This window comes from Rhodanobacter humi (genome assembly GCF_041107455.1).
Classification (GTDB): Bacteria; Pseudomonadota; Gammaproteobacteria; order Xanthomonadales; family Rhodanobacteraceae; genus Rhodanobacter_A.
On the sequence record NZ_JBGBPY010000001.1, the window covers coordinates 2,241,979 to 2,260,207 of the forward strand.

The window sequence follows — 18,229 nt, forward strand, 5'->3', positions numbered from 1 at the left end:
GAAGGGGCGCAACGCCCTTTCCGGGTCGCCGGGTCCGGCACGTGGCCAGACTCGGCTTGGGCGAACCGGCTGCCAGCGCGCCTGATTCGCCCGCGGTCCCTGTGCGGATCGCCGTTCGACCAGGGAGCGATGTGGTACCTGGTCAGCCCTTGAGCATGTTGCCCACGATCTCGGCGAGGTTGCGCGAGAGTTTGTCGTGCGCGGCCAGTCCGGCGAGCGCGGCATGGGCCAAGTCGCGGCGCTGCGGTTCCAGCCGCTGCCAGCCGTTGAACGCGGTGGCGAGGCGGGCGGCGATCTGCGGATTCAGCGCGTCCAGCGCCAGCAGGCGCGCGGCGTACAGCCGGTAGCCGGCGCCGTCCACGCGGTGGAAGCCGGTGGGATTGCCGCTGGCGTAACTGCCCAGCAGGGCGCGGGCGCGGTTCGGATTCTTCAGGGTGAAGGCCGGATCGGCTTCCAGCGCCTGCACGCGGGCCAGCGCGCCCTCGCCCGGCAGTTGCGCCTGCAGTGCGAACCACTTGTCCAGCGCCAGCGGATCGTCCGCGTAGCGCGCGCGGTAGTGCGCCAGCGGCTCGGCGCTGCGCGTGGCGCCATGGCGCGCCAGCACGGCGAGTGCGCCGAGGCGGTCGGTCATGTTCGGTGCGTCGCGGTACTGCGCGGCGGCGTGGTCGCAGGCCAACGCCGGGTCGAGCAGGGCCAGCAGCTGCAGCACGCGCTGTTTCAGGCGGCGGCCGGCCTGGCTGGCGGCATCGAGCGCGGCCGTGGTCTGCGCGGCGAGCCGGCGGTACCGCGTATCCAGCCGGTCGGCGCCGAGGCGCGTGGCCAGGCGTTGCTGCAGCTGCTGGCGCAGCGCGTGGATGCGGGCCGGATCGACCACCGCTTCGCGCTCGGCCAGTTCGATCTCGCCGGGTGGCGTGAGCAGGTCGGCAAGCAGGGCGGCATCGAGTTGCGCGTCGTCGAACAGTGCGGCCAGTGCGTCGCACCAGGCCGTGACGGCCTGCGGGCCGCTGCCGTCGCGCAAGGCATCGCAGGCGCGCTGGGCGAGCTGCTGGCCGGCTTCCCAGCGGTTGAAGCCGTCGGGATCGTGGGCGAGCAGCAGGGCGAGTTCGGCCGGCGCGTAATCGCACTCCAGGATCACCGGCGCGGAGTAGCCGCGCAGCAGCGAGGGTACCGGGTGCTCGGCTACGTCGCGGAACACGAAGCGCTGCCCGGCCTCCGCCAGCACCACCACCGCCTCGGTCGCGGCCGTCTGGCCGTCCAGATGCAGCGGCAGCATGCGGCCATCGGCACCGAACAGTGCCAGCTTCACCGGAATCGGCACGGGCTGCTTGTGCGGCTGCCGCGCGCCGGGCGGGGTGTGCTGCGACAGCGTGAGCGCGTATTCGCGGCGCGCGGCGTCGTATTCACCGTGCGCCTTGAGCCGCGGCGTGCCGGCCTGGCCGTACCAGGCAAGGTAAGGCGTGAGGTCGATACCGTTCGCCTCGCCCAGCGCAGCGAGGAAATCCTCGATGGTGGCGGAGCGGCCGTCGTTGCGGCTGAAGTACAGGTCGGTGCCGCGGCGGAAGCCTTCCGTGCCCAGCCTGCCGGCCAGCATGCGTACCAGTTCGGCGCCCTTCTCGTACACGGTGGCGGTGTAGAAGTTGTTGATCTCGCGGTATTCGGCCGGGCGCACCGGATGCGCCAGCGGGCCGGCATCCTCCGGGAACTGCGCACGGCGCAGCAGCGCGACGTCCTCGATGCGCTTCAGCGGCGCCGAGTTCATGTCGGCCGAGAAGCTCTGCTCGCGGAACACCGTGAAGCCTTCCTTGAGGCTCAGCTGGAACCAGTCGCGGCAGGTGACGCGGTTGCCGCTCCAGTTGTGGAAGTACTCGTGCGCGATCACCGCCTCGACGCGGCGGTACTCGTCGTCGGTGCTGGCGTCGGGGTCGGCCAGCAGGCACTTCGCGTTGAAGATGTTGAGACCCTTGTTCTCCATCGCGCCCATGTTGAAGTCGTGGGTGGCGACGACGTGGAACACGGCCAGGTCGTAGTTGCGGCCGTAGGCCTGCTCGTCCCAGCGCATCGAGCGTTCCAGCGCGTCCATCGCGTAGTGGCAGCGCCCGATTGCGTCGGCTTCGGCCCAGATCTTCAGCTGCACGTCGCGGCCATCGGCGGTGCGGTAGTCGCGCTCGATCTTCTCCAGCCGGCCGGCGACCAGGGCGAACAGGTAGCTGGGCCTGGGATGCGGATCGACGAAGCGCGCCCAGTGGCGGCCGCCCTCCAGTTCGCCCGCGCCGTCGGGATTGCCGCCGACCAGCAGCACCGGAAAGCGCGCGCGGTCGGCGCGCAAGGTCACGGTGTAGCCGGACTGCACGTCGGGGCGATCAGGGAAGAAGGTGATGTGGCGAAAGCCCTGCGCCTCGCACTGGGTCAGCAGGAAGCCGGTTTCGCGCGGACCGGAGAGGTACAGGCCTTCCAGCGCGGTGTTCGCGGCGGGCTGCACGCGCACGCGCGTTTCCAGCACGCTGCCGTCGCGGACACCGTCCACCTCGAGGCCGCCGTCGATCAGGCGGTACACGTCGGCGGGCAGCGGCCGGCCGTCCAGCGCGATGGACAGCAGTTCGAGGTTCTCGCCGTCCAGGCGCAGCGGTTCGTCCTGCTCGGGATCGCGGCGCAGCAGCAGTTTCGCGGCCACCTCGGTGGCGTCGATGCCCAGTTCGAAATCCAGCTCCACGTGCTCCACCCGCCAGGCCGGCGCCCGGTAGTCGACGAGGCGGATCGGCAGGCTGGCAGCATCGGGGCGGGCGTTCATGCGTTGGCACATCGTGGCGTGGGGACGGATCAGGCTAACATGCGGAGTCTTTCCCTCGCCTTCAACCGGAGCATGCGATGACGCGTTTCCACGCCGCCGAGGCCATGCTGGGCATGCAGCCCGTGGTGCAGCTGGAGGATGTCGCGGGCGGTCGCCGCGTGCGCATCGCGCGACTCGGCGCCGCGTTGCTGAATTTCGAGGCGAACGAGGGCGGCGCGTGGCACGACTACGCCGACGGCTACCGCGACGATGCCGAGATCGCCGCGCACTCCGGCTCGCGCTTCGCGATCATGGTGCCGTTCGCCGGCCGCATCGCCGATGCGCGCTACACATTCGACGGCGAGGTGCAGGACTTGCAGCCCGGCGTAGTCGGCGCCGCGCGCGCCAGCCGCCACGGCTTCGTGCGCGGCACCACGTTCGAGCTCGCCGCGCTCGGTGCGGACGAGCGGCAGGCGCAGGTGACGCTGACCACCACGGCGATCCGTCCGCAGCCCGGTTACCCGCATGCGATCGATCTCGCGGTGACGCTCACGCTGGACGCCGCCGGCCTCACGCTGGAAGCGGTGATGCGCAACGTGGGCGACAGCGTGGCGCCGTGCTTCTTCGGCTGGCATCCGTATTTCCGGCTGGCCGACGCCACCGTGGACGGCTGGGAACTCACGGTCCCCGCCGAGACCCTGGTGCGCACCGGCGCCGACCTGATCGCGTTGCCGGGTGAGGCGGCCTACGTGGCGCTGGACGATGCGCCCGCGCTGGATTTCCGCGAGCCGCGCGTGATCGACGACCGCATCATCGACCAGGGTTACACCGACCTTGAGCCCGACGCCGACGGTCGCATCCGCACGCACCTGCGCGACCCGGCCAGCGGCCGCGCCCTGCGGGTGTGGCAGGAACACGGCCTGATGCACGCCTTCACCTCCGACACGATCAGTCGCGACGTGCGCCGCGCGATCGCGCTGGAGCCGATGGAGTGCATGGCGAACGCGTTCAACCGGCCCGAGTGCGCGGACGCGATCCGGCTGGAGCCGGGCACGGAACGACGTTATCGCTGCGGCGTGGAGATCGTTGCGGCATGAGCGCGCTGCCCGACATCGACGCCATCCGCGATGCCGCCGCACGCATCGCGCCACACGCCACGGTGACGCCGGTGCTGCGCAGCACGGCACTGGATGCGCTGGTCGGCGCCGAACTGCATTTCAAATGCGAGAACCTGCAGCGCGGCGGCGCATTCAAGTTCCGCGGCGCCTGCAACGCGGTGTGGTCGCTGACGGACGACGAGGCCGCGCATGGCGTGGTCACGCATTCCTCCGGCAACCACGGCAATGCGCTGGCGCTGGCCGCCGCCACCCGTGGCATCGCCGCGCACGTGGTGGTGCCCGAGGGCGCGGTACAGGCCAAGCTGGACGCGATCGCGCGCGCCGGCGGCACGTTGCATCGCTGCGCACCGAACCAGGCCGCACGCGAGGCGATGTGCGACCAAGTGCAGGCGCAAACCGGCGCCGTGCTGGTGCACCCCTATGCCGACGCGCGGGTGATGGCGGGGCAGGGCACGATCGCGCTGGAGCTGCTGCGGCAGGCACCGCAACTCGATGCACTCATCACGCCGGTCGGCGGCGGTGGCCTGGCCGCGGGCGCGGCCATCGCCGCGCATGCGCTCAGGCCGGAACTCATGCTGTTCGGTGCGGAACCGGCCGGCGCCGACGATGCGGCGCGTTCGCTGGCGGCGGGTGAGCGTGTGACGAGCGTGGTGCCGGACACGCTGTGCGACGGCCTGCGCGCATTGGTGGGCGAAGCCAACCTCGACGCCTTGCACGCCCAACGCGTGGAGGTGGTCACGGTGAGCGACGCGGAAACCGTCGCCGCGATGCGCCTGCTGTGGAGCGAACTGAAGCAGGTGGTGGAAGTGTCCAGCGCCACCGTGCTGGCCGCGATACTCAAGCAGCCGCGGCGTTTCGCCGGCAGGCGCGTGGGCGTGGTGCTCACCGGCGGCAACGTCGATCTCGACGCGCTGCCTTGGTGACGTATCGCGGCTGAAGCCGCTCCCACAGGGTGGCCGTCGTAGGAGCGGCTTCAGCCGCGATACGCATTCACGCCACGGCGGATTCTTCGGCGGCAACCGTCGCGTCGACTTGCGCAGCCGTGGTGTTGCCCGGCTGGTGATGCGCCAGCGCGTGCAGGTCGAGCTGGGCGACCGGCACCGGGCGCAAGGTCTCCGGATCGAACGCCACCTCTCCCGGTTTCCAGCCTTCCGGCCGGAATACCGTGCACAGGAAGCGCTTCGTCGAAGCCCAGTGCAGGCCGATCAGGCCGTGGTTGTTGTCCGCGTCCACCACAGGGTCGCCCACGCCGGTGGGGCGCGGCGGCTCGCCGTACAGCGCGGTGCCGAACAGCACGTCCCAGATCGAGAGCACCTGGCCGAAGTTGCAGTTGTGCAGCTTCGGCCGCTCCGGGTCCACCAGCATGTGGTGCAGGCGGTGGAATTTCGGATCGACGAACACGCGCTCGAACCATCGGCCGAAGCCCAGCCGCGTGTTGGTGTGCGAGAGGTTCTGCACCAGCTCGCCCAGCAGCATCAGCCACGCGAACTCGTCCGGGTCCACGCCCATCACCAGGCCCACCACGGCGAGGATCATCGACTGGATGAAGCCGTCGATCAGGTTGCCGCGGTCGTTGGTCCAGCAGCTCATCTGCCGCGTGCTGTGGTGCATGCTGTGCAGCGCCCACCACCACGGCAGCGCGTGCTGGGTGCGGTGCATCCAGTAGTACGTGAAGTCGTACAGCACGTAATACGCGCCGAACAGCAGCCAGGGATGGCCGTTGAACCACGGCACCAGGGCCGTCAGCGCGAGCGGCGAGCCGGTGCTCGACGTGGCCGGATCGGCGCCCCCGAACAGGTGGCTGAACGGCATCAGGATCAGGTAGGTGAACAGCGGGAAGATGCCCATCAGCATCATCACCGTGTAGTTGCGGTCCACCAGGGTGAGCTTGCGGTCGCTCCACTTTTCCGCGGGGAAGAACGTTTCCAGCGGACGGAACAGGAAGCCGATGATGCCGATCTGCAGCGCCGCGATCAGCAGCGAGGCGGCGATGTCGCGCGGGTCGCCGGAGAGCTTGCCCAGGTGCAGCAGGTCGAGCGCGGGCGCCACGGCATGGCTGCTCAGCCAGTCGACGAGGTGGGACCAGAGTTGGGGGAGCGAGTACATCGGCAAATTCGCGGGGAACGGCAGCGCGCATGATACCGCCACGATTTTGGCGTCGCACTGAATGCGCAGCGCGCGAACTTGCGATGGAAAGGAGTGAGTGAAGAGGAGTGAGAAGTGAGAGAGGAGCAGGGCGCGCCGCCTCCCATGCTTTCTCTATCTACTCACTCCTCTTCACTCACTTCTCGCCATCGCGCACATGCTGCACCCCTACCGGCGCCGCAGCCGCACGCCGCTCACCGCGCACAGGCCCAGCAGCACGAAGGCTATGCCCAGCCACTCCATCGCGCGCGGTCGTTCGTCAAGGATCAACCACGCCAGCAGCACGCCCACGATGGGTACGCCCAGGCTGCCCACGCTGGCCAGCGTGGTGGGCAGCCGGCGCAGCACGATCGACCACAGCCACCAGGCGAGGCTGGATGCCATCAGCACGCTGTAGGCGAGCCCCGCGATGAAGGCGCCGTTCCACGCGATCACGCGTTGCGGCACGGCCAGCGCCACGATGCCCAGCGCCACGCCGCCGGCCAGCATCTGCCACGCAGTAAGGCCCAGCGCGGACACCGCGTGCCGGCGGAACAGCCGCTTGCTCAGCACCGTGCCGCCGGCCCAGGCCACGCCGCCCGCGATCGCCAGCACGGTGCTCGTCGCGTTGCCCAGTCCGCGCCACGGTTCGATGATGCAGATCAAGCCGATGGCGGCGAATGCGATGCCCAGCCAGTGCCGGCCCGTGGGCCGTTCGCGCAGGATCAGCCAGGCCAGCAGCACCGCCCAGAACGGCATGGTGTAGGCCAGCAGCGCCACATGGCCCGCGCCGCCACTCACCAGCGCCCACTGTTCCAGCCCCTGGAACGCCGCCGTCTGGCACAGGCCGATCAGGATGGTGGGCAGCAAGGGCGGCGGCTGCAGCGACTGCCGCGCCAGCAGCAGCGCCGCGAACAGCACCGCCGCGCCCAGCAGGTAGCGCAGCGCCGCGAAATCGAACGGTCCCGCATACGCCAGCACCTGCTTCATCACCACCCAGCTGTAGGCCCACAGGACTATCGTGGCGAGCAGTGCCAGCATGGCGCCGCGTTGGGAGTTGGGCGATGCGATCATCGATGGCGAGCAGATGGAAAGCCGCGAGTGTAGTCGCTGCGCTGCCCCATCGGCTTGCGGCGGGAGGCCGGGAGGGGGTTCACTACCGCCCTTCGCGCGCACCGCGCCGTATCGGGATCTCCGCATGCACCGTTGCCACTGGGCCAGCGCCGACGATGCGCCGATGTGCGCCTACCACGACGCCGAATGGGGCGTGCCGCTGCACGACGACCACGCACTGTTCGAGTTCCTGTGCCTCGAGGGCGCGCAGGCGGGCTTGTCGTGGCGCACCGTGCTGGCCAAGCGCGACAACTACCGCAAGGCCTTCCATGGTTTCGACATCGCCCGCGTGGCGGCGATGAAGGATCGTGAGCTGGAGAAGCTGCTGCTCGACCCCGGCATCATCCGCAACCGCCTCAAGGTGACCGCGGCGCGTGACAACGCCATCGCCGCGCAAAAAGTCATCGCCGAATGCGGCAGCCTGGATGCCTACCTGTGGTCCTTCGTGGACGGCAAGCCGCTGCGCAATCGCTGGAAGGACCGCAGCGAGGTGCCCGCGAGCACGCCGCTGTCCGACCGCATGAGCAAAGAGCTGAAGAAGCGCGGCTTCCGCTTCGTCGGCACCACCATTTGCTACTCGCTGATGCAGGCCACCGGCATGATCAACGATCACCTGGTCGGCTGCTTCCGGCATGGGCAGGTGTGAGTGCGTGACGGCAGGCGCGTGAAGCGTGAGCCACATCACGCAAGTTCCTGCATCCTGAATGCAACGCACACTTTCCCGGGAATGCCCGCTGAATCCGTCGCATTTCCCTGCTTGCGCAGGAACGGAACTTGGCGAAATCTAGCGGCGGCGCTGCGGGGGTTCCTACGCTCTCCCATCCACGCCGGCGAAGGAAGCCGCGGAACGGCGGGGCGGGATGCTCGCAGCGCACATGCCTACAGGGGGCATCACTTCCGGGAGAGATCCATGAACACGCGTCACTTCACGTTCGCGTTGCTGGCCGCCGGCATCGCGACGGCGCTGGCCGCCGTGCCGGCGCTGGCACAGACCAGCGGCACGACGACCACGAGCACCACGACGGTCAGCACCACGGCCACGAGCCACGAGTCGACCCGGTTGACGACGGAGTTCACGCCGTTCGCCGGCTCCGACGCCAACGCGCAGGCGCTGGTGAACGGACTGCGCAACGGCAGCGCGGTCACCCTGACCGAGACCGTCGCCGGTACCAATGGCGGACCCAGCACCACGACCACGACCACGTTCACGCCGGACACCGGCAAGATGGGCTACGGCAACGTGAAGATCGCGCTGTCGCTGGCCGAGGCCAGCCTGGCCAAGGCCGGCATCACCGACCCCACCGCGGCTGAGGTGGCGGCCGCGCTCAACGGCGGCAAGCTGGTGATGACCGACGGCAGCACGGTCGATCTCAAGGGTGTGCTCGCGGCGCGCGCCGCTGGCGAGGGCTGGGGCCAGATCGCCAAGGACATGGGCTTCAAGCTGGGCGACGTCATGCATTCGCCGAAGCATGCCGGCGAGCTTGCCGAGCACGGCCACCACGATCACGACAAGGTCGCACGGGTCGAACTGGCGCACGGCCATGGTCACGACACGGACAACCGTCCCGCCCGCCCCGAGCACCTGAGCAAGGTCGATCGTCCGGAGCGCCCGGATCGTCCCGAGCACCCGGACCATCCGGACCACCCGGATCATGTCGGCCGCCCGGGCGGCTGAGCACGTACCTGCCCACCGACGGGTCCGGCGGCTGCCGGGCCCGTCGTCATGTCTACCCATCAGGATTTCAAGCACATGAGCAACAAATCGTATTGGATGCTGGCCGGCGGTCTGCTGCTGGTCGGCGCGCCGGCAGCCCACGCCGCCGGCACGGACAATGACCAGTTCAGCCTCTCCGCAGGCGCCAACTACAGCAGCGGCAAATACGGCAGCACCTCGACCACCGACATCTGGTCGGTGCCGGTCACCGGCGAATACGACACCGGCAACTGGACCTTCAAGCTGGTCGTGCCCTACATCAACGTCAGCGGCCCCAGCGACGTGATCCCTGGCGTGGGCAAGGTGAAGAACGGCAACCCGCATGGCCGCGGCCACGGCAAGGGCAACGCCGGTGCCGCGCCGCTGCCGCCGGTGCCGGGCACGTCGACCAACGGCTCGGCTTCCGGCCTGGGCGACGTGGTGGCCTCGGCCGGCTACCAGCTGTTCACCAGCAACGACCAGAGCTTCGGCGTCGACCTCACCGGCAAGATCAAGTTCGGCACCGCCGATGAAAACAAGGGCCTGGGCACCGGCAAGAACGACTACGGCGTGTCGCTGGATACCTACAAGGTGATCGGCGACTGGACCGCGTTCGGCGGCGTGGGCTGGATGAAGTACGGCAGCTCGCAGTACATCCAGCTGAAGAACGGTTTCAACGCCACGCTGGGTGCCCAGTACAAACTGAGCCACGACGACAGCTTCGGCGCCTACTACTACTACCGCGAGCGCATCGCCAGCGGCGGCGCGCCGCAGAGCGAGCTGACCGGCTACTGGAACCACAAGCTGGGCGACAGCTGGCGTCTGCAGGCCTACGTGATGGGCGGCTTCGCCGACGGCAGCCCGGACTACGGCGTGGGCGCCACGTTGAAGTACACGTTCTGAGCAAGGCTCGTGGCGCCATCCATGGCGCCGACGAACGGAGCAGGCGGCCGGTTCGTCCGGCCGTTTTGCTTTTGCGGCCCTGCGGCCCTGCGGCAGGGCGGCGCTTCGTCGCGCCGCGGGCACGGTTCGCCGCAGCACGCTGGCGTGTCCGCCGTGGCGACGTGTGCAATGGACCCTCCCGTCCACCGCCCACGGAGTCCTCATGAAGAAGACCGCACTGATCGCCTGGCCGTTGCTGGCCGTGTTCGCCGCCGCGGCCCAGGCCGCCACGCCGCCACCGGATGCACGCGCGCAGATCGAGCAAGTAGTCGCGAAGTTCCAGACGGCGCTGGTCGCCAAGGACAAGGCCGCGCTGGAAAACCTGTTCATGCCCGAAGGCGGCGCCTGGTTCGAGGTGCTGGGCGACGACGCGTATCGCCAGCTCAGCGCGAAGCATCCGCAGATGCCGCGCTTCCATGCCGACAACTACCGGCATTTCATCGACTTCGTGGTCGGCGGCAAGGGCCGCATGGAGGAGCAGTTCTCCAACGTGCGCATCGCGACCGACGGCGCGATCGCCTCGGTGTATTTCGACTTCGTGTTCCTCGCGGACGGCAAGGTCAACAACCGCGGCCACGAAGCCTGGCAGCTGGTGAACACCGGCAAGGGCTGGAAGATCAGCGCGATGGCGTATTCCAGCGAGCCCACGCAGCTGCGCTAGAGTGAAGTGGCGGCAGGCGATCTGCCCGCCGTCGCTGCCGGAAACCCCTTGCACATGAGCCTTGCCGTACCCGCCGTCCGCCGCGGCGCCGATGTCCCGTTCTGGCTGCCGCTGCTGGCGGGCTTGCCGCTGGTGCTGTGCATGGCGGTGATGGCGCTGCCCGAACTGGGGCGTGGCCGCGCGGTGGATTTCCGCGTGCTGTACGCGCTCACCTACCTCGTGTGGATCGTGCCGATGGCGGCCGCGCAGCGCGGGCTGCGGCGGCGCGGCGTGTCGTGGTGGCTGGCGATCCCGGCGTTGCTTGCGCTGAGCTATGCCATGTCGCTGGCCAACAACGCGCTGGGCGAGCTGCTGGCGATCCGGCTCGGCGCGCTGCCGCGCTTCGAGTGGAAGTTCCTGTTCCAGCAGCTGGACAGCTGCTGGCTGGCGTTGATCGCGTTCGCCGCCGTGCATGCCGTGGTGGACCACTACGCGGCGCTGCAGGCCGAACGCGAACGCGTGCGCGAGATCGCCGCGCAGGCGCGCGACGCCGAACTGCGCGCGCTGCGCTACCAGCTGCAGCCGCATTTCCTGTTCAACACGCTCAACGCGATCTCCACCCTGGTGGCCGAGCGCCGCAACCCGGAAGCGAACCGCATGCTGGCCCGGCTGGGCGACCTGCTGCGCGCCACGCTGGACAGCGGCGAGACGCACGAGGTGACGCTGGCCGAGGAACTGGCGCTGGCCGGGCATTACCTCGACATCGAGCAGGTGCGCCTGGGCGAACGCCTGCAGCTGGACCTGCGTATCGGCCCCGAGGTGCTGCAGGCGGCGGTGCCGCCCTTGCTGCTGCAGCCGCTGCTGGAGAACGCGATACGCCACGGTATCGCGCTGCGTCTCGCACCCGGCCGTGTGGCGCTCACGGTCGCACGTGACGGCGCGATGCTGCGGCTGTCGCTGCACAACGACGGCGTGCCGGCCGTGCCCGATGCGGCGGACGATGAGGCGCGCCCCGCCGCGATCGGCCTGCGCAACGTGCGCGAGAGGCTGGCGCGGCTGTACGGCGAAGCGCAGCGTTTCGAGTTCACGCTGGCCGACGACGGCGGTTGCGCCATCGACATCGCGCTGCCTTGCCGCAACCTTGCGGCATTCGTGCCGGCGCCGGCGTGACCTTGCGCGTGCTGGTGGTGGACGACGAGCCGCTGGCGCGCGGCGGCGTGCGCGCGCGGCTGGCCACGCAGCCGGACGTGCAGGTGATCGGCGAATGCGCCGACGGCGAATCCGCGCTGGCGGCGATGGGCACGCAGCGCCCCGACCTGGTGTTCATCGACGTGCAGATGCCGGGGCTGAACGGCCTCGACGCGCTGGAGCGCCTGCCGCCAACGGAGCGCCCGCTGGCGATCCTGCTCACCGCGCACGCGCAGTTCGCGCTGCGCGCTTTCGCCGCGCATGCGCTCGACTATCTGCTCAAGCCGATCGATGACGAACGCTTTGCCGACGCGCTCGACCGTGCACGGCAGGCGCTGGCGTTGCGCCGCCCCGATGCATCCGCATCGCGCGTCGCGCCGGTCTACGCCAGCCGCTTCGAGGTGCGCCTGGGCCAGCGCGTGCAACTGGTGGACGCGGCGCAGATCGATTGGGTCGAGGCGCAGGGCGATTACGCCGGCCTGCACGCGGGCGGCCGCCTGCATCTGCTGCGCGAGCCGCTGCACCGCCTCGCCGCGCGGCTGGACCCGGCGCAGTTCGCGCGCATCCACCGCTCGGCCATCGTGCGGCTGGACCGGGTGGCCGAGCTGCAGGCGCTGTCCAACCGCGACAGCCTGCTGCGCCTGCACGACGGCACGCCGTTGCGTGCCAGCCGCACCTACGTCGACGCGCTGCGCGCGGCGCTGTTGGCGGTCGGCACCCCGGCTTGAGCACCGGGTCGCCTGCCTGCGCCATCAAGGCGGCATGACGAGAGAAGAAGCCGATTCGTGCCGCTTCTTTTGCCTGCAGTGGTGGCCGCCGTCCCGGTGCAGTCCGGAATGGAATTTACCCTCCGCCGTGTTCGGGTCGTCAGGATTTTCCCGCGTCGGGGCCGTAGTAGAAGTTGGCCGTCGCCCCGCCATCGATCAGGAAGTCGCTGCCGGTGATGAAGCCACCTTCCGGTCCCATGATCAGCGCCGCCAGCGCCGCGATCTCGTCGGGAGTGCCCGCGCGGCCCGCTGGCATCTTCTTCAACATCGCCTGATAGAAATCGGCGCGCTCGCCATGCAGCTCGTCGTGGGCCAGTGGCGTCACGATGATGCCGGGGCTGATCGCGTTGATCCGTGCGCCGCGCTTCGCCCAGTGGATCGCCTCGCCGCGCACCCTGAGAGAGTTGCAGCGCTTCGAGATCTGGTAGGCGTGCAGCGTGTCCTTGGCGTTCCTGACGAAATCGAGTGCCAGCAAGTCTTCCGCCGGCGCGGTGGCGAGGAGTGCATCCTGTGCGGCAGTCAGCGCGGGCATGCGATAGCCGGATTGCGAGGAGATCACCACGCCCGAGCCGCCTTCGGCCATCACCTTGCCGAATTCTTCGAGCAGCATCGCGGTACCGTAAAGATCGACCTTGAGGATCGCCTCGATGGGTGCCTGCGACGGCGACACGCCTGCCGCCTGCACCAGCGCCTTGATCGGCCCGAGTTCCCGAGCCTTGCCGACCACGGCCTGGACCGTGCTGCGATCCGAGACATCGGCCTGCATGGTGGTGGTTTCGAACCCAGCCAGTTCAAGCAGCCTTGCCGCCGCGTCGGCGGATTCCCGGCGGTGATCGGCCAGAAGGACATGGCGGCCGCTGCTGACGCGGCGGGCGATGGCCATGCCAATGCCACCGGCTCCGATGACTACTGTTACGTCTTTCATGAAAGCACTCCTTTGTAGGTTGCAGGTCGATCATTCATCCACGCGCAGCAGGGTCTTGATGGCGCGGCGTTCGTCCATCGCCCGGTAGCCCTCGGCCACCTGCGCGATCGGCAGGACCAGATCGAAGACCTTGCCCGGCCGGATCGCGCCCTTGAGCACGCGATCCATCAGGTCGGGCAGGAAACGGCGCACCGGCGCCGGGCCGCCCAGCATGCGGCGCTGCGAGAAGAACAGCTTCTGGCCGTCGAAGCTGACGCCATGCGGAACGCCGACGTAACCGATGGTGCCGCCGGGGCGGCAGACGCCCATGGCCTGGTCCATCGACTCGCCCATGCCGACGCATTCGAGCACCGATTCCGCGCCGACGCCGTCGGTCAGGTCCATGATGCGGGCGATGCCATCGGCGCCGCGTTCGGCGACGATGTCGGTGGCGCCGAACTCGCGCGCCAGTTGCTGGCGCGTGGCGTGGCGGCTCATCGCGATGATGCGTTCGGCCCCCATCTGGCTGGCGGCAAGCACGCCCATCAGCCCGACCGCGCCGTCGCCCACCACCACGACGGTGCCGCCCTTGCGCACCTGCGCGGCATCGGCCGCGTACCAGCCGGTGCCGAGCACGTCGGACACCGCCAGCATGTGCGGGATCACGTCCGCGTCCGGCATCTCCACGGTCGCGACCAGCGTGCCATCGGCCAGAGGCACGCGCGCGTAGGGCGCCTGCGCGCCTGTCATGAACTCGCCCTGCTGGCAGGAGGAGTGGAAGCCGAACGCGCAGTGCGGGCAGGTGTTGTCGGACAGGCAGAAGGAGCCGACGACGAACTGGCCGGGCTTCACCGTCTTCACTTCGGAACCGACCTCGACCACCACGCCGCAATATTCGTGGCCCATGTGGGCCGGGCCGTTGCGCTCCGACAGGCCGCGGTATGGCCACAAGTCGGAACCGCAGATGCAGGTGGCGGACAGTTTGATGATGGCGTCGGTCGGCTTTTCGATCCGCGGATCGGAAACCTGCTCGTAGCGGACATCGCCCGGGCCGTGCATGACGGTTGCGTACATGGGTTGTCTCCTGTGTCGCTTGATCAGTGGGTGTCGGATGTTGGCGCCTGGCGGTTCTCAAGTTGCCGCAGGTCGTCGCGGATTTCCTGCGGCTCCTGGTCCAGCGGCATGTTCGCGGCATCGCCGACGCCATCGGGTGCGCCGGCGTCATCAGCCTTCACTGCGGCGAAGAGCGGCGCCAGGTTCTGCTGTTCGGGACCAGCCTCGGCGACCAGCTCGAAGGTCTTGTTGCTGGCCTCCTCCAGCGTGAGGCTGGCCACCAGCACCTCGGCGATCTGGCGGCGGGCGATCACACCGTCGGCGGGCGTGCCGGCATGCCGTGTGTCGCCTTGGAGCAGCACCAACCGGTGCTGGTCGGCATCGTTGTAGTCGAACCAGCCCGGCCGTACGATGGTGTAGACGTTTCCGCTGGCGCGCAGCAGTCGTTCGGAACGGCGCTTCCAGTCGTGCGCCTCGGTCCTGCGGTTGTAGGAACCGGCGCGGTCGGTGACGCCGATGGCGGTCATCAGCGCGATGCGCAGCTTGCGCCCGCTGAGCGCGAACAGGACGTTGCGCACGCCGCCATAGTCGATGGCGCGCGTGTCGGCCTTGCCGCCGTTGGAGCCGTGCGTGAAGACGATGGCGTCCACGCCGGCGACCGCTTGCGCCAGCATGTCCGGCTGCGTCAGTTCGCCGACCACGATCTCCGCCTGCGCAGGCAAGCCGGCTGCCTTGCCACGGCTGCGCACCAACGCGCGTACCGCATGGCCGCGACGCAGCGCTTCTTCGACGACGTGACGACCGACGCTGCCGGTCGCGCCGACGCATAGCACGGTCAGCCTTCCCCGAGTCATGGCTTGTTCCTCCTAGAATCATTGGTTCCCGCACAGCCATAGGACAATGACTGTGCGGGACGAGTCGTCGTGCGTCCTCACATCATGCCCAGCACGGGGTGCGTGACGTAGGGTTTTTCGAGCGCCTGGATCTCTTCATCGGAAAGCTTGATGTCCAGCGCTGCGACGGCCTCTTCCACGTGTTTGATCGCCGTCGTCCCGACAATTGGCGCGGTGATGTAGGGCTTGCTGAGCATCCACGCCAGGGACATCTGGGCCATCGAAATGCCACGTGCCTTGGCCAGGGACTGCATGTTGTCGATGACCACCTTGTCCAGGTCGTTGGTGCCATCCCAGACCCACTTGGAGACCTGGTCGATCTTCACGCGCGGCGTCACCGTTCCCCATGGATGTGCCAGACGGCCACCGGCCAGCGGGCTCCACGGCGTCAGCGCAACCTTGCGATTCCGGCACAGCGGAATCATCTCGCGCTCTTCTTCGCGGTAGATGAGGTTGTAGTGGTTCTGCATGGCGACAAACTTGGTCCAGCCGTTCGTCTCGGCGATGTTCTGCAACCGCTCGAACTCCCACGCATACATGGTCGAGGCGCCGATGTACCGAGCCTTGCCGCTTTTCACGACATCGTGCAGCGCCTCCATGATTTCTTCCATGGGGGTCAGCGGGTCCAGCCGATGGATGGTGTAGAGGTCAACGTAGTCGAGACCCAGCCGCTTCAGGCTCTTGTCGATTTCGCTGAGGATGGCCTTGCGCGACAGGCCGCCGCCGTTCGGCTTGCCGGGGCGCATCTCCATGCGCACCTTGGAGGCGACGACGATGTCGTCGCGGTCGAGCTTGAATTCCTTGATGAGTTTGCCAGTCACCTCCTCACTGGTACCCAGTTGGTACACGTTGGCCGTGTCGAAGTAGTTGATGCCCAGCTCGATCGCCTTCTTGAAAATCGGCTTGGCATCCTCGAAGTCCCGGGCCCAGGGGAACAGGCCGTTTTCACTGCCGGGCTTGCCGAAACTCATCATCCCGAGACCGATCTTCGAAACGTCGACGCCCGTGTTTCCGAGTTTGATGTATTTCATGTTGTTCTCTGCCTAAGTGATGTGTGAGTGCTCCGGCCCTCATGCCTCGGGAATTGAGCGCGCCAGGAAAGTAGGCTGGGGCTGCTCGGGATCGGGACCGCCGCGCACTCCCTTGTCGAGCGCATCGATGGACACGAGCTCGTCGTCGGTGAGCGAGAAATCGAAGATGTCGAAGTTCTCGGCGATCCGCGCCTTGCGCGTCGACTTGGGGATGACCTGGCGGCCCTGCTGGATGTGCCAGCGCAGCATGACCTGGGCCGGCGTCTTGCCATGCCGCTGACCGATGCTCACGAGGGTTTGGTCGGTGAACGTGCTGGTCGCCTCCGCGCCGTAGTAGTGGGTGATTCCGCCCATGGGCGACCACGCCTGGGTGAGGATGCCGGCGGCGGTATTGGCCCCCGCGTTGGCGACCTGGGTGAAGTAGGGGTGGAGCTCGATCTGGTTCACGGCCGGGACGACCGCGACCTCGGGCAGGAAGCGCGCCAGGATCGCGGGCGTGAAGTTGCTGACGCCGATCGCGCGCACCCGGCCATCGGCGAGCAGTTGCTCCAGCGCCTGGTAGGCCGCGACCGTGAGCGCAAAGTCCTCGACCCGCGGCTGGTGCAGGAGCAGCAGGTCGATGACGTCGACACCGAGCTTGCCGGCCGACTTGTCGAAGGCGTGCAGCGCCGCGTCGTAGCCGTAGTCGGTGACCCACAGCTTGGTCTCGATGATGACCTCGGCACGGGCGATGCCGGAGCGGCGGATGGCCTCACCGACCTCGCGCTCGTTGCCGTAGGCCGCCGCGGTGTCGATGTGCCGGTAGCCGGTCTCGAGCGCCGCGAGCACGGCGGCAGTGGTTTCCGCCGGCGGCGTCTGGAACACGCCCAGCCCGATGGCCGGGATCTCCACGTCGTTGTCGAGGGTGAAATGCGGGACGATGGGCTCATTCATGGTGTTTCTTCCGTCTTGGATCAGCGGCTTGCCGGCGCCGCGTCACGCCCGACCATCGCCAGTTGCGGCGCCGCGTAGCGCTCGCCCGCGATGTGGATTTGCGCAGCTGCGGTTTCGATCTCGCGCAGGTCGGCATCCGGGAGTTCGACGGCGGCCGCGCCGAGGTTTTCCTCCAGCCGGTGCAACTTGGTGGTGCCCGGAATCGGCACGATGTAGGGTCGCTGCGCCAGCAGCCAGGCCAGCGCGATCTGTGCGGGCGTGGCGCCATGGGCTTCGCCCACCCGGCGCAACAAGTCCACCAGCGCCTGGTTCTTCTCCAGCGCTTCCGGCGCGAAGCGCGGCACCGAGTTGCGGAAATCGCCTGCACCGAACGTGGTGTCCTTGTTCATCGCGCCGGTGAGGAAGCCCTTGCCGAGCGGGCTGTAGGGCACCAGGCCGATACCGAGCTCGTCGCAGGCAGCGAGGATGCCGTTGGTTTCCGGTCCGCGCGTCCACAGGCTGTATTCGTTCTGCAGCGTCGTGACCGGCAGCACCGCGTGGGCACGGCGCAGCGTCGCGACACCGGGCTCGGACATGCCGAAGTGTTTCACCTTGCCTTCGGCGATCAGTTCCTTGACCGTGCCGGCGACGTCCTCGATCGGCACGGCAGGGTCGACGCGATGCTGGTACAGCAGGTCGATCGTTTCGATGCGCAGGCGCCTGAGCGAGCCCTCGACGGCCTGGCGGATGCGTTCCGGCCGGCTGCTCACGCCGCGGTTCTCACGCGTTGCGAAGTCGATGTCGAAGCCGAACTTGGTGGCGATCACCACCTGGTCGCGCACCGGCGCCAGCGCCTCGCCCACGATTTCCTCGTTGGTGAAGGGGCCGTACACCTCCGCCGTGTCGAAGAAGCTCACGCCGCGATCCACCGCCGCGCGGATCAGCTCGATGCCGTCCTGCTTCGACAGCGACGTGCCATAGCTGAAGTTGATGCCCATGCAGCCGAAGCCGATGGCGGAGACTTCGAGTCCGCTGCTGCCCAGTTTGCGTGTCTGCATTTTCGTGTCCTCTGATGTCATGACCG

General features: G+C 68.5%; 17 protein-coding genes. 8 read left to right on the forward strand and 9 right to left on the reverse strand.

Going from position 1 to position 18,229, the window contains the following annotated elements:
• Positions 1–142: 142 nt before the first annotated feature.
• Positions 143–2,788 carry an aminopeptidase N gene (pepN, locus tag AB7878_RS09860; protein ID WP_369494195.1) on the reverse strand — a complete coding sequence of 882 codons (2,646 nt, stop codon included), beginning with the start codon at positions 2,786–2,788 and terminating at the stop codon, positions 143–145.
• Between the two features lie 77 nt (positions 2,789–2,865).
• Between pepN and AB7878_RS09865 the strand changes: the two genes are divergently transcribed.
• Both AB7878_RS09865 and AB7878_RS09870 read left to right on the forward strand, forming a co-directional pair.
• Positions 2,866–3,864, forward strand: a complete 999-nt coding sequence (locus tag AB7878_RS09865) for an aldose 1-epimerase (protein WP_369494196.1) — start codon at positions 2,866–2,868, stop codon at positions 3,862–3,864.
• Positions 3,861–4,808 (forward strand): pyridoxal-phosphate dependent enzyme, encoded by a 948-nt coding sequence (locus AB7878_RS09870; RefSeq protein WP_369494197.1) that lies wholly within the window; start codon positions 3,861–3,863, stop codon positions 4,806–4,808. The genes AB7878_RS09865 and AB7878_RS09870 overlap by 4 nt, the downstream gene beginning before the upstream one ends.
• 67 nt (positions 4,809–4,875) lie before the next feature.
• Here the strand turns inward: AB7878_RS09870 and AB7878_RS09875 are convergent, their stop codons facing one another.
• The gene (locus tag AB7878_RS09875) at positions 4,876–5,991 is read right to left on the reverse strand and encodes a sterol desaturase family protein (protein ID WP_369494198.1); all 1,116 of its coding nucleotides are present in this window, start codon (positions 5,989–5,991) and stop codon (positions 4,876–4,878) included.
• Between the two features lie 207 nt (positions 5,992–6,198).
• Positions 6,199–7,050 carry a DMT family transporter gene (locus AB7878_RS09880; protein WP_369494199.1) on the reverse strand — a complete coding sequence of 284 codons (852 nt, stop codon included), beginning with the start codon at positions 7,048–7,050 and terminating at the stop codon, positions 6,199–6,201.
• A gap of 157 nt (positions 7,051–7,207) precedes the next feature.
• On the opposite strand from AB7878_RS09880, the gene AB7878_RS09885 reads away from it, so the two are divergent.
• From AB7878_RS09885 to AB7878_RS09910, 6 genes are all read left to right on the forward strand, one after another.
• The gene (locus tag AB7878_RS09885; protein ID WP_369494200.1) at positions 7,208–7,768 is read left to right on the forward strand and encodes a DNA-3-methyladenine glycosylase I; all 561 of its coding nucleotides are present in this window, start codon (positions 7,208–7,210) and stop codon (positions 7,766–7,768) included.
• Between the two features lie 264 nt (positions 7,769–8,032).
• Positions 8,033–8,797 (forward strand): hypothetical protein, encoded by a 765-nt coding sequence (locus AB7878_RS09890; RefSeq protein WP_369494201.1) that lies wholly within the window; start codon positions 8,033–8,035, stop codon positions 8,795–8,797.
• Between the two features lie 75 nt (positions 8,798–8,872).
• The gene (locus AB7878_RS09895; RefSeq protein ID WP_369494202.1) at positions 8,873–9,718 is read left to right on the forward strand and encodes a transporter family protein; all 846 of its coding nucleotides are present in this window, start codon (positions 8,873–8,875) and stop codon (positions 9,716–9,718) included.
• Between the two features lie 202 nt (positions 9,719–9,920).
• Positions 9,921–10,418, forward strand: a complete 498-nt coding sequence (locus AB7878_RS09900; protein ID WP_369494203.1) for a nuclear transport factor 2 family protein — start codon at positions 9,921–9,923, stop codon at positions 10,416–10,418.
• Positions 10,419–10,472: 54 nt separating this feature from the next.
• Positions 10,473–11,567 carry a sensor histidine kinase gene (locus AB7878_RS09905; protein WP_369494204.1) on the forward strand — a complete coding sequence of 365 codons (1,095 nt, stop codon included), beginning with the start codon at positions 10,473–10,475 and terminating at the stop codon, positions 11,565–11,567.
• The gene (locus AB7878_RS09910) at positions 11,564–12,313 is read left to right on the forward strand and encodes a LytR/AlgR family response regulator transcription factor (protein WP_369494205.1); all 750 of its coding nucleotides are present in this window, start codon (positions 11,564–11,566) and stop codon (positions 12,311–12,313) included. Before AB7878_RS09905 ends, AB7878_RS09910 begins: the two co-directional genes overlap by 4 nt.
• A 139-nt stretch (positions 12,314–12,452) precedes the next feature.
• Here the strand turns inward: AB7878_RS09910 and AB7878_RS09915 are convergent, their stop codons facing one another.
• The 6 genes from AB7878_RS09915 to AB7878_RS09940 all read right to left on the reverse strand — a co-directional run bounded on the left by AB7878_RS09915 (position 12,453) and on the right by AB7878_RS09940 (position 18,203).
• Positions 12,453–13,277, reverse strand: coding sequence for an SDR family oxidoreductase (locus tag AB7878_RS09915; protein ID WP_369494206.1), 825 nt, complete (start codon positions 13,275–13,277; stop codon positions 12,453–12,455).
• A gap of 30 nt (positions 13,278–13,307) precedes the next feature.
• Entirely contained in the window at positions 13,308–14,330 is a 1,023-nt protein-coding gene (locus tag AB7878_RS09920) for a zinc-dependent alcohol dehydrogenase family protein (RefSeq protein ID WP_369494207.1), read from the reverse strand.
• A 23-nt stretch (positions 14,331–14,353) separates the two neighbouring features.
• Positions 14,354–15,163, reverse strand: a complete 810-nt coding sequence (locus tag AB7878_RS09925; RefSeq protein WP_369494208.1) for an SDR family oxidoreductase — start codon at positions 15,161–15,163, stop codon at positions 14,354–14,356.
• 77 nt (positions 15,164–15,240) lie between these two features.
• On the reverse strand, positions 15,241–16,233 hold the full coding sequence (locus AB7878_RS09930) for an aldo/keto reductase (RefSeq protein ID WP_369494209.1): 993 nt from the start codon (positions 16,231–16,233) through the stop codon (positions 15,241–15,243).
• A 39-nt stretch (positions 16,234–16,272) separates the two neighbouring features.
• Positions 16,273–17,166: an aldo/keto reductase gene (locus tag AB7878_RS09935; protein ID WP_369494210.1), complete on the reverse strand. Its 894-nt coding sequence runs from the start codon at positions 17,164–17,166 to the stop codon at positions 16,273–16,275.
• A gap of 20 nt (positions 17,167–17,186) precedes the next feature.
• Positions 17,187–18,203 carry an aldo/keto reductase gene (locus tag AB7878_RS09940; RefSeq protein ID WP_369494211.1) on the reverse strand — a complete coding sequence of 339 codons (1,017 nt, stop codon included), beginning with the start codon at positions 18,201–18,203 and terminating at the stop codon, positions 17,187–17,189.
• Between the last annotated feature and the right edge of the window lie 26 nt (positions 18,204–18,229).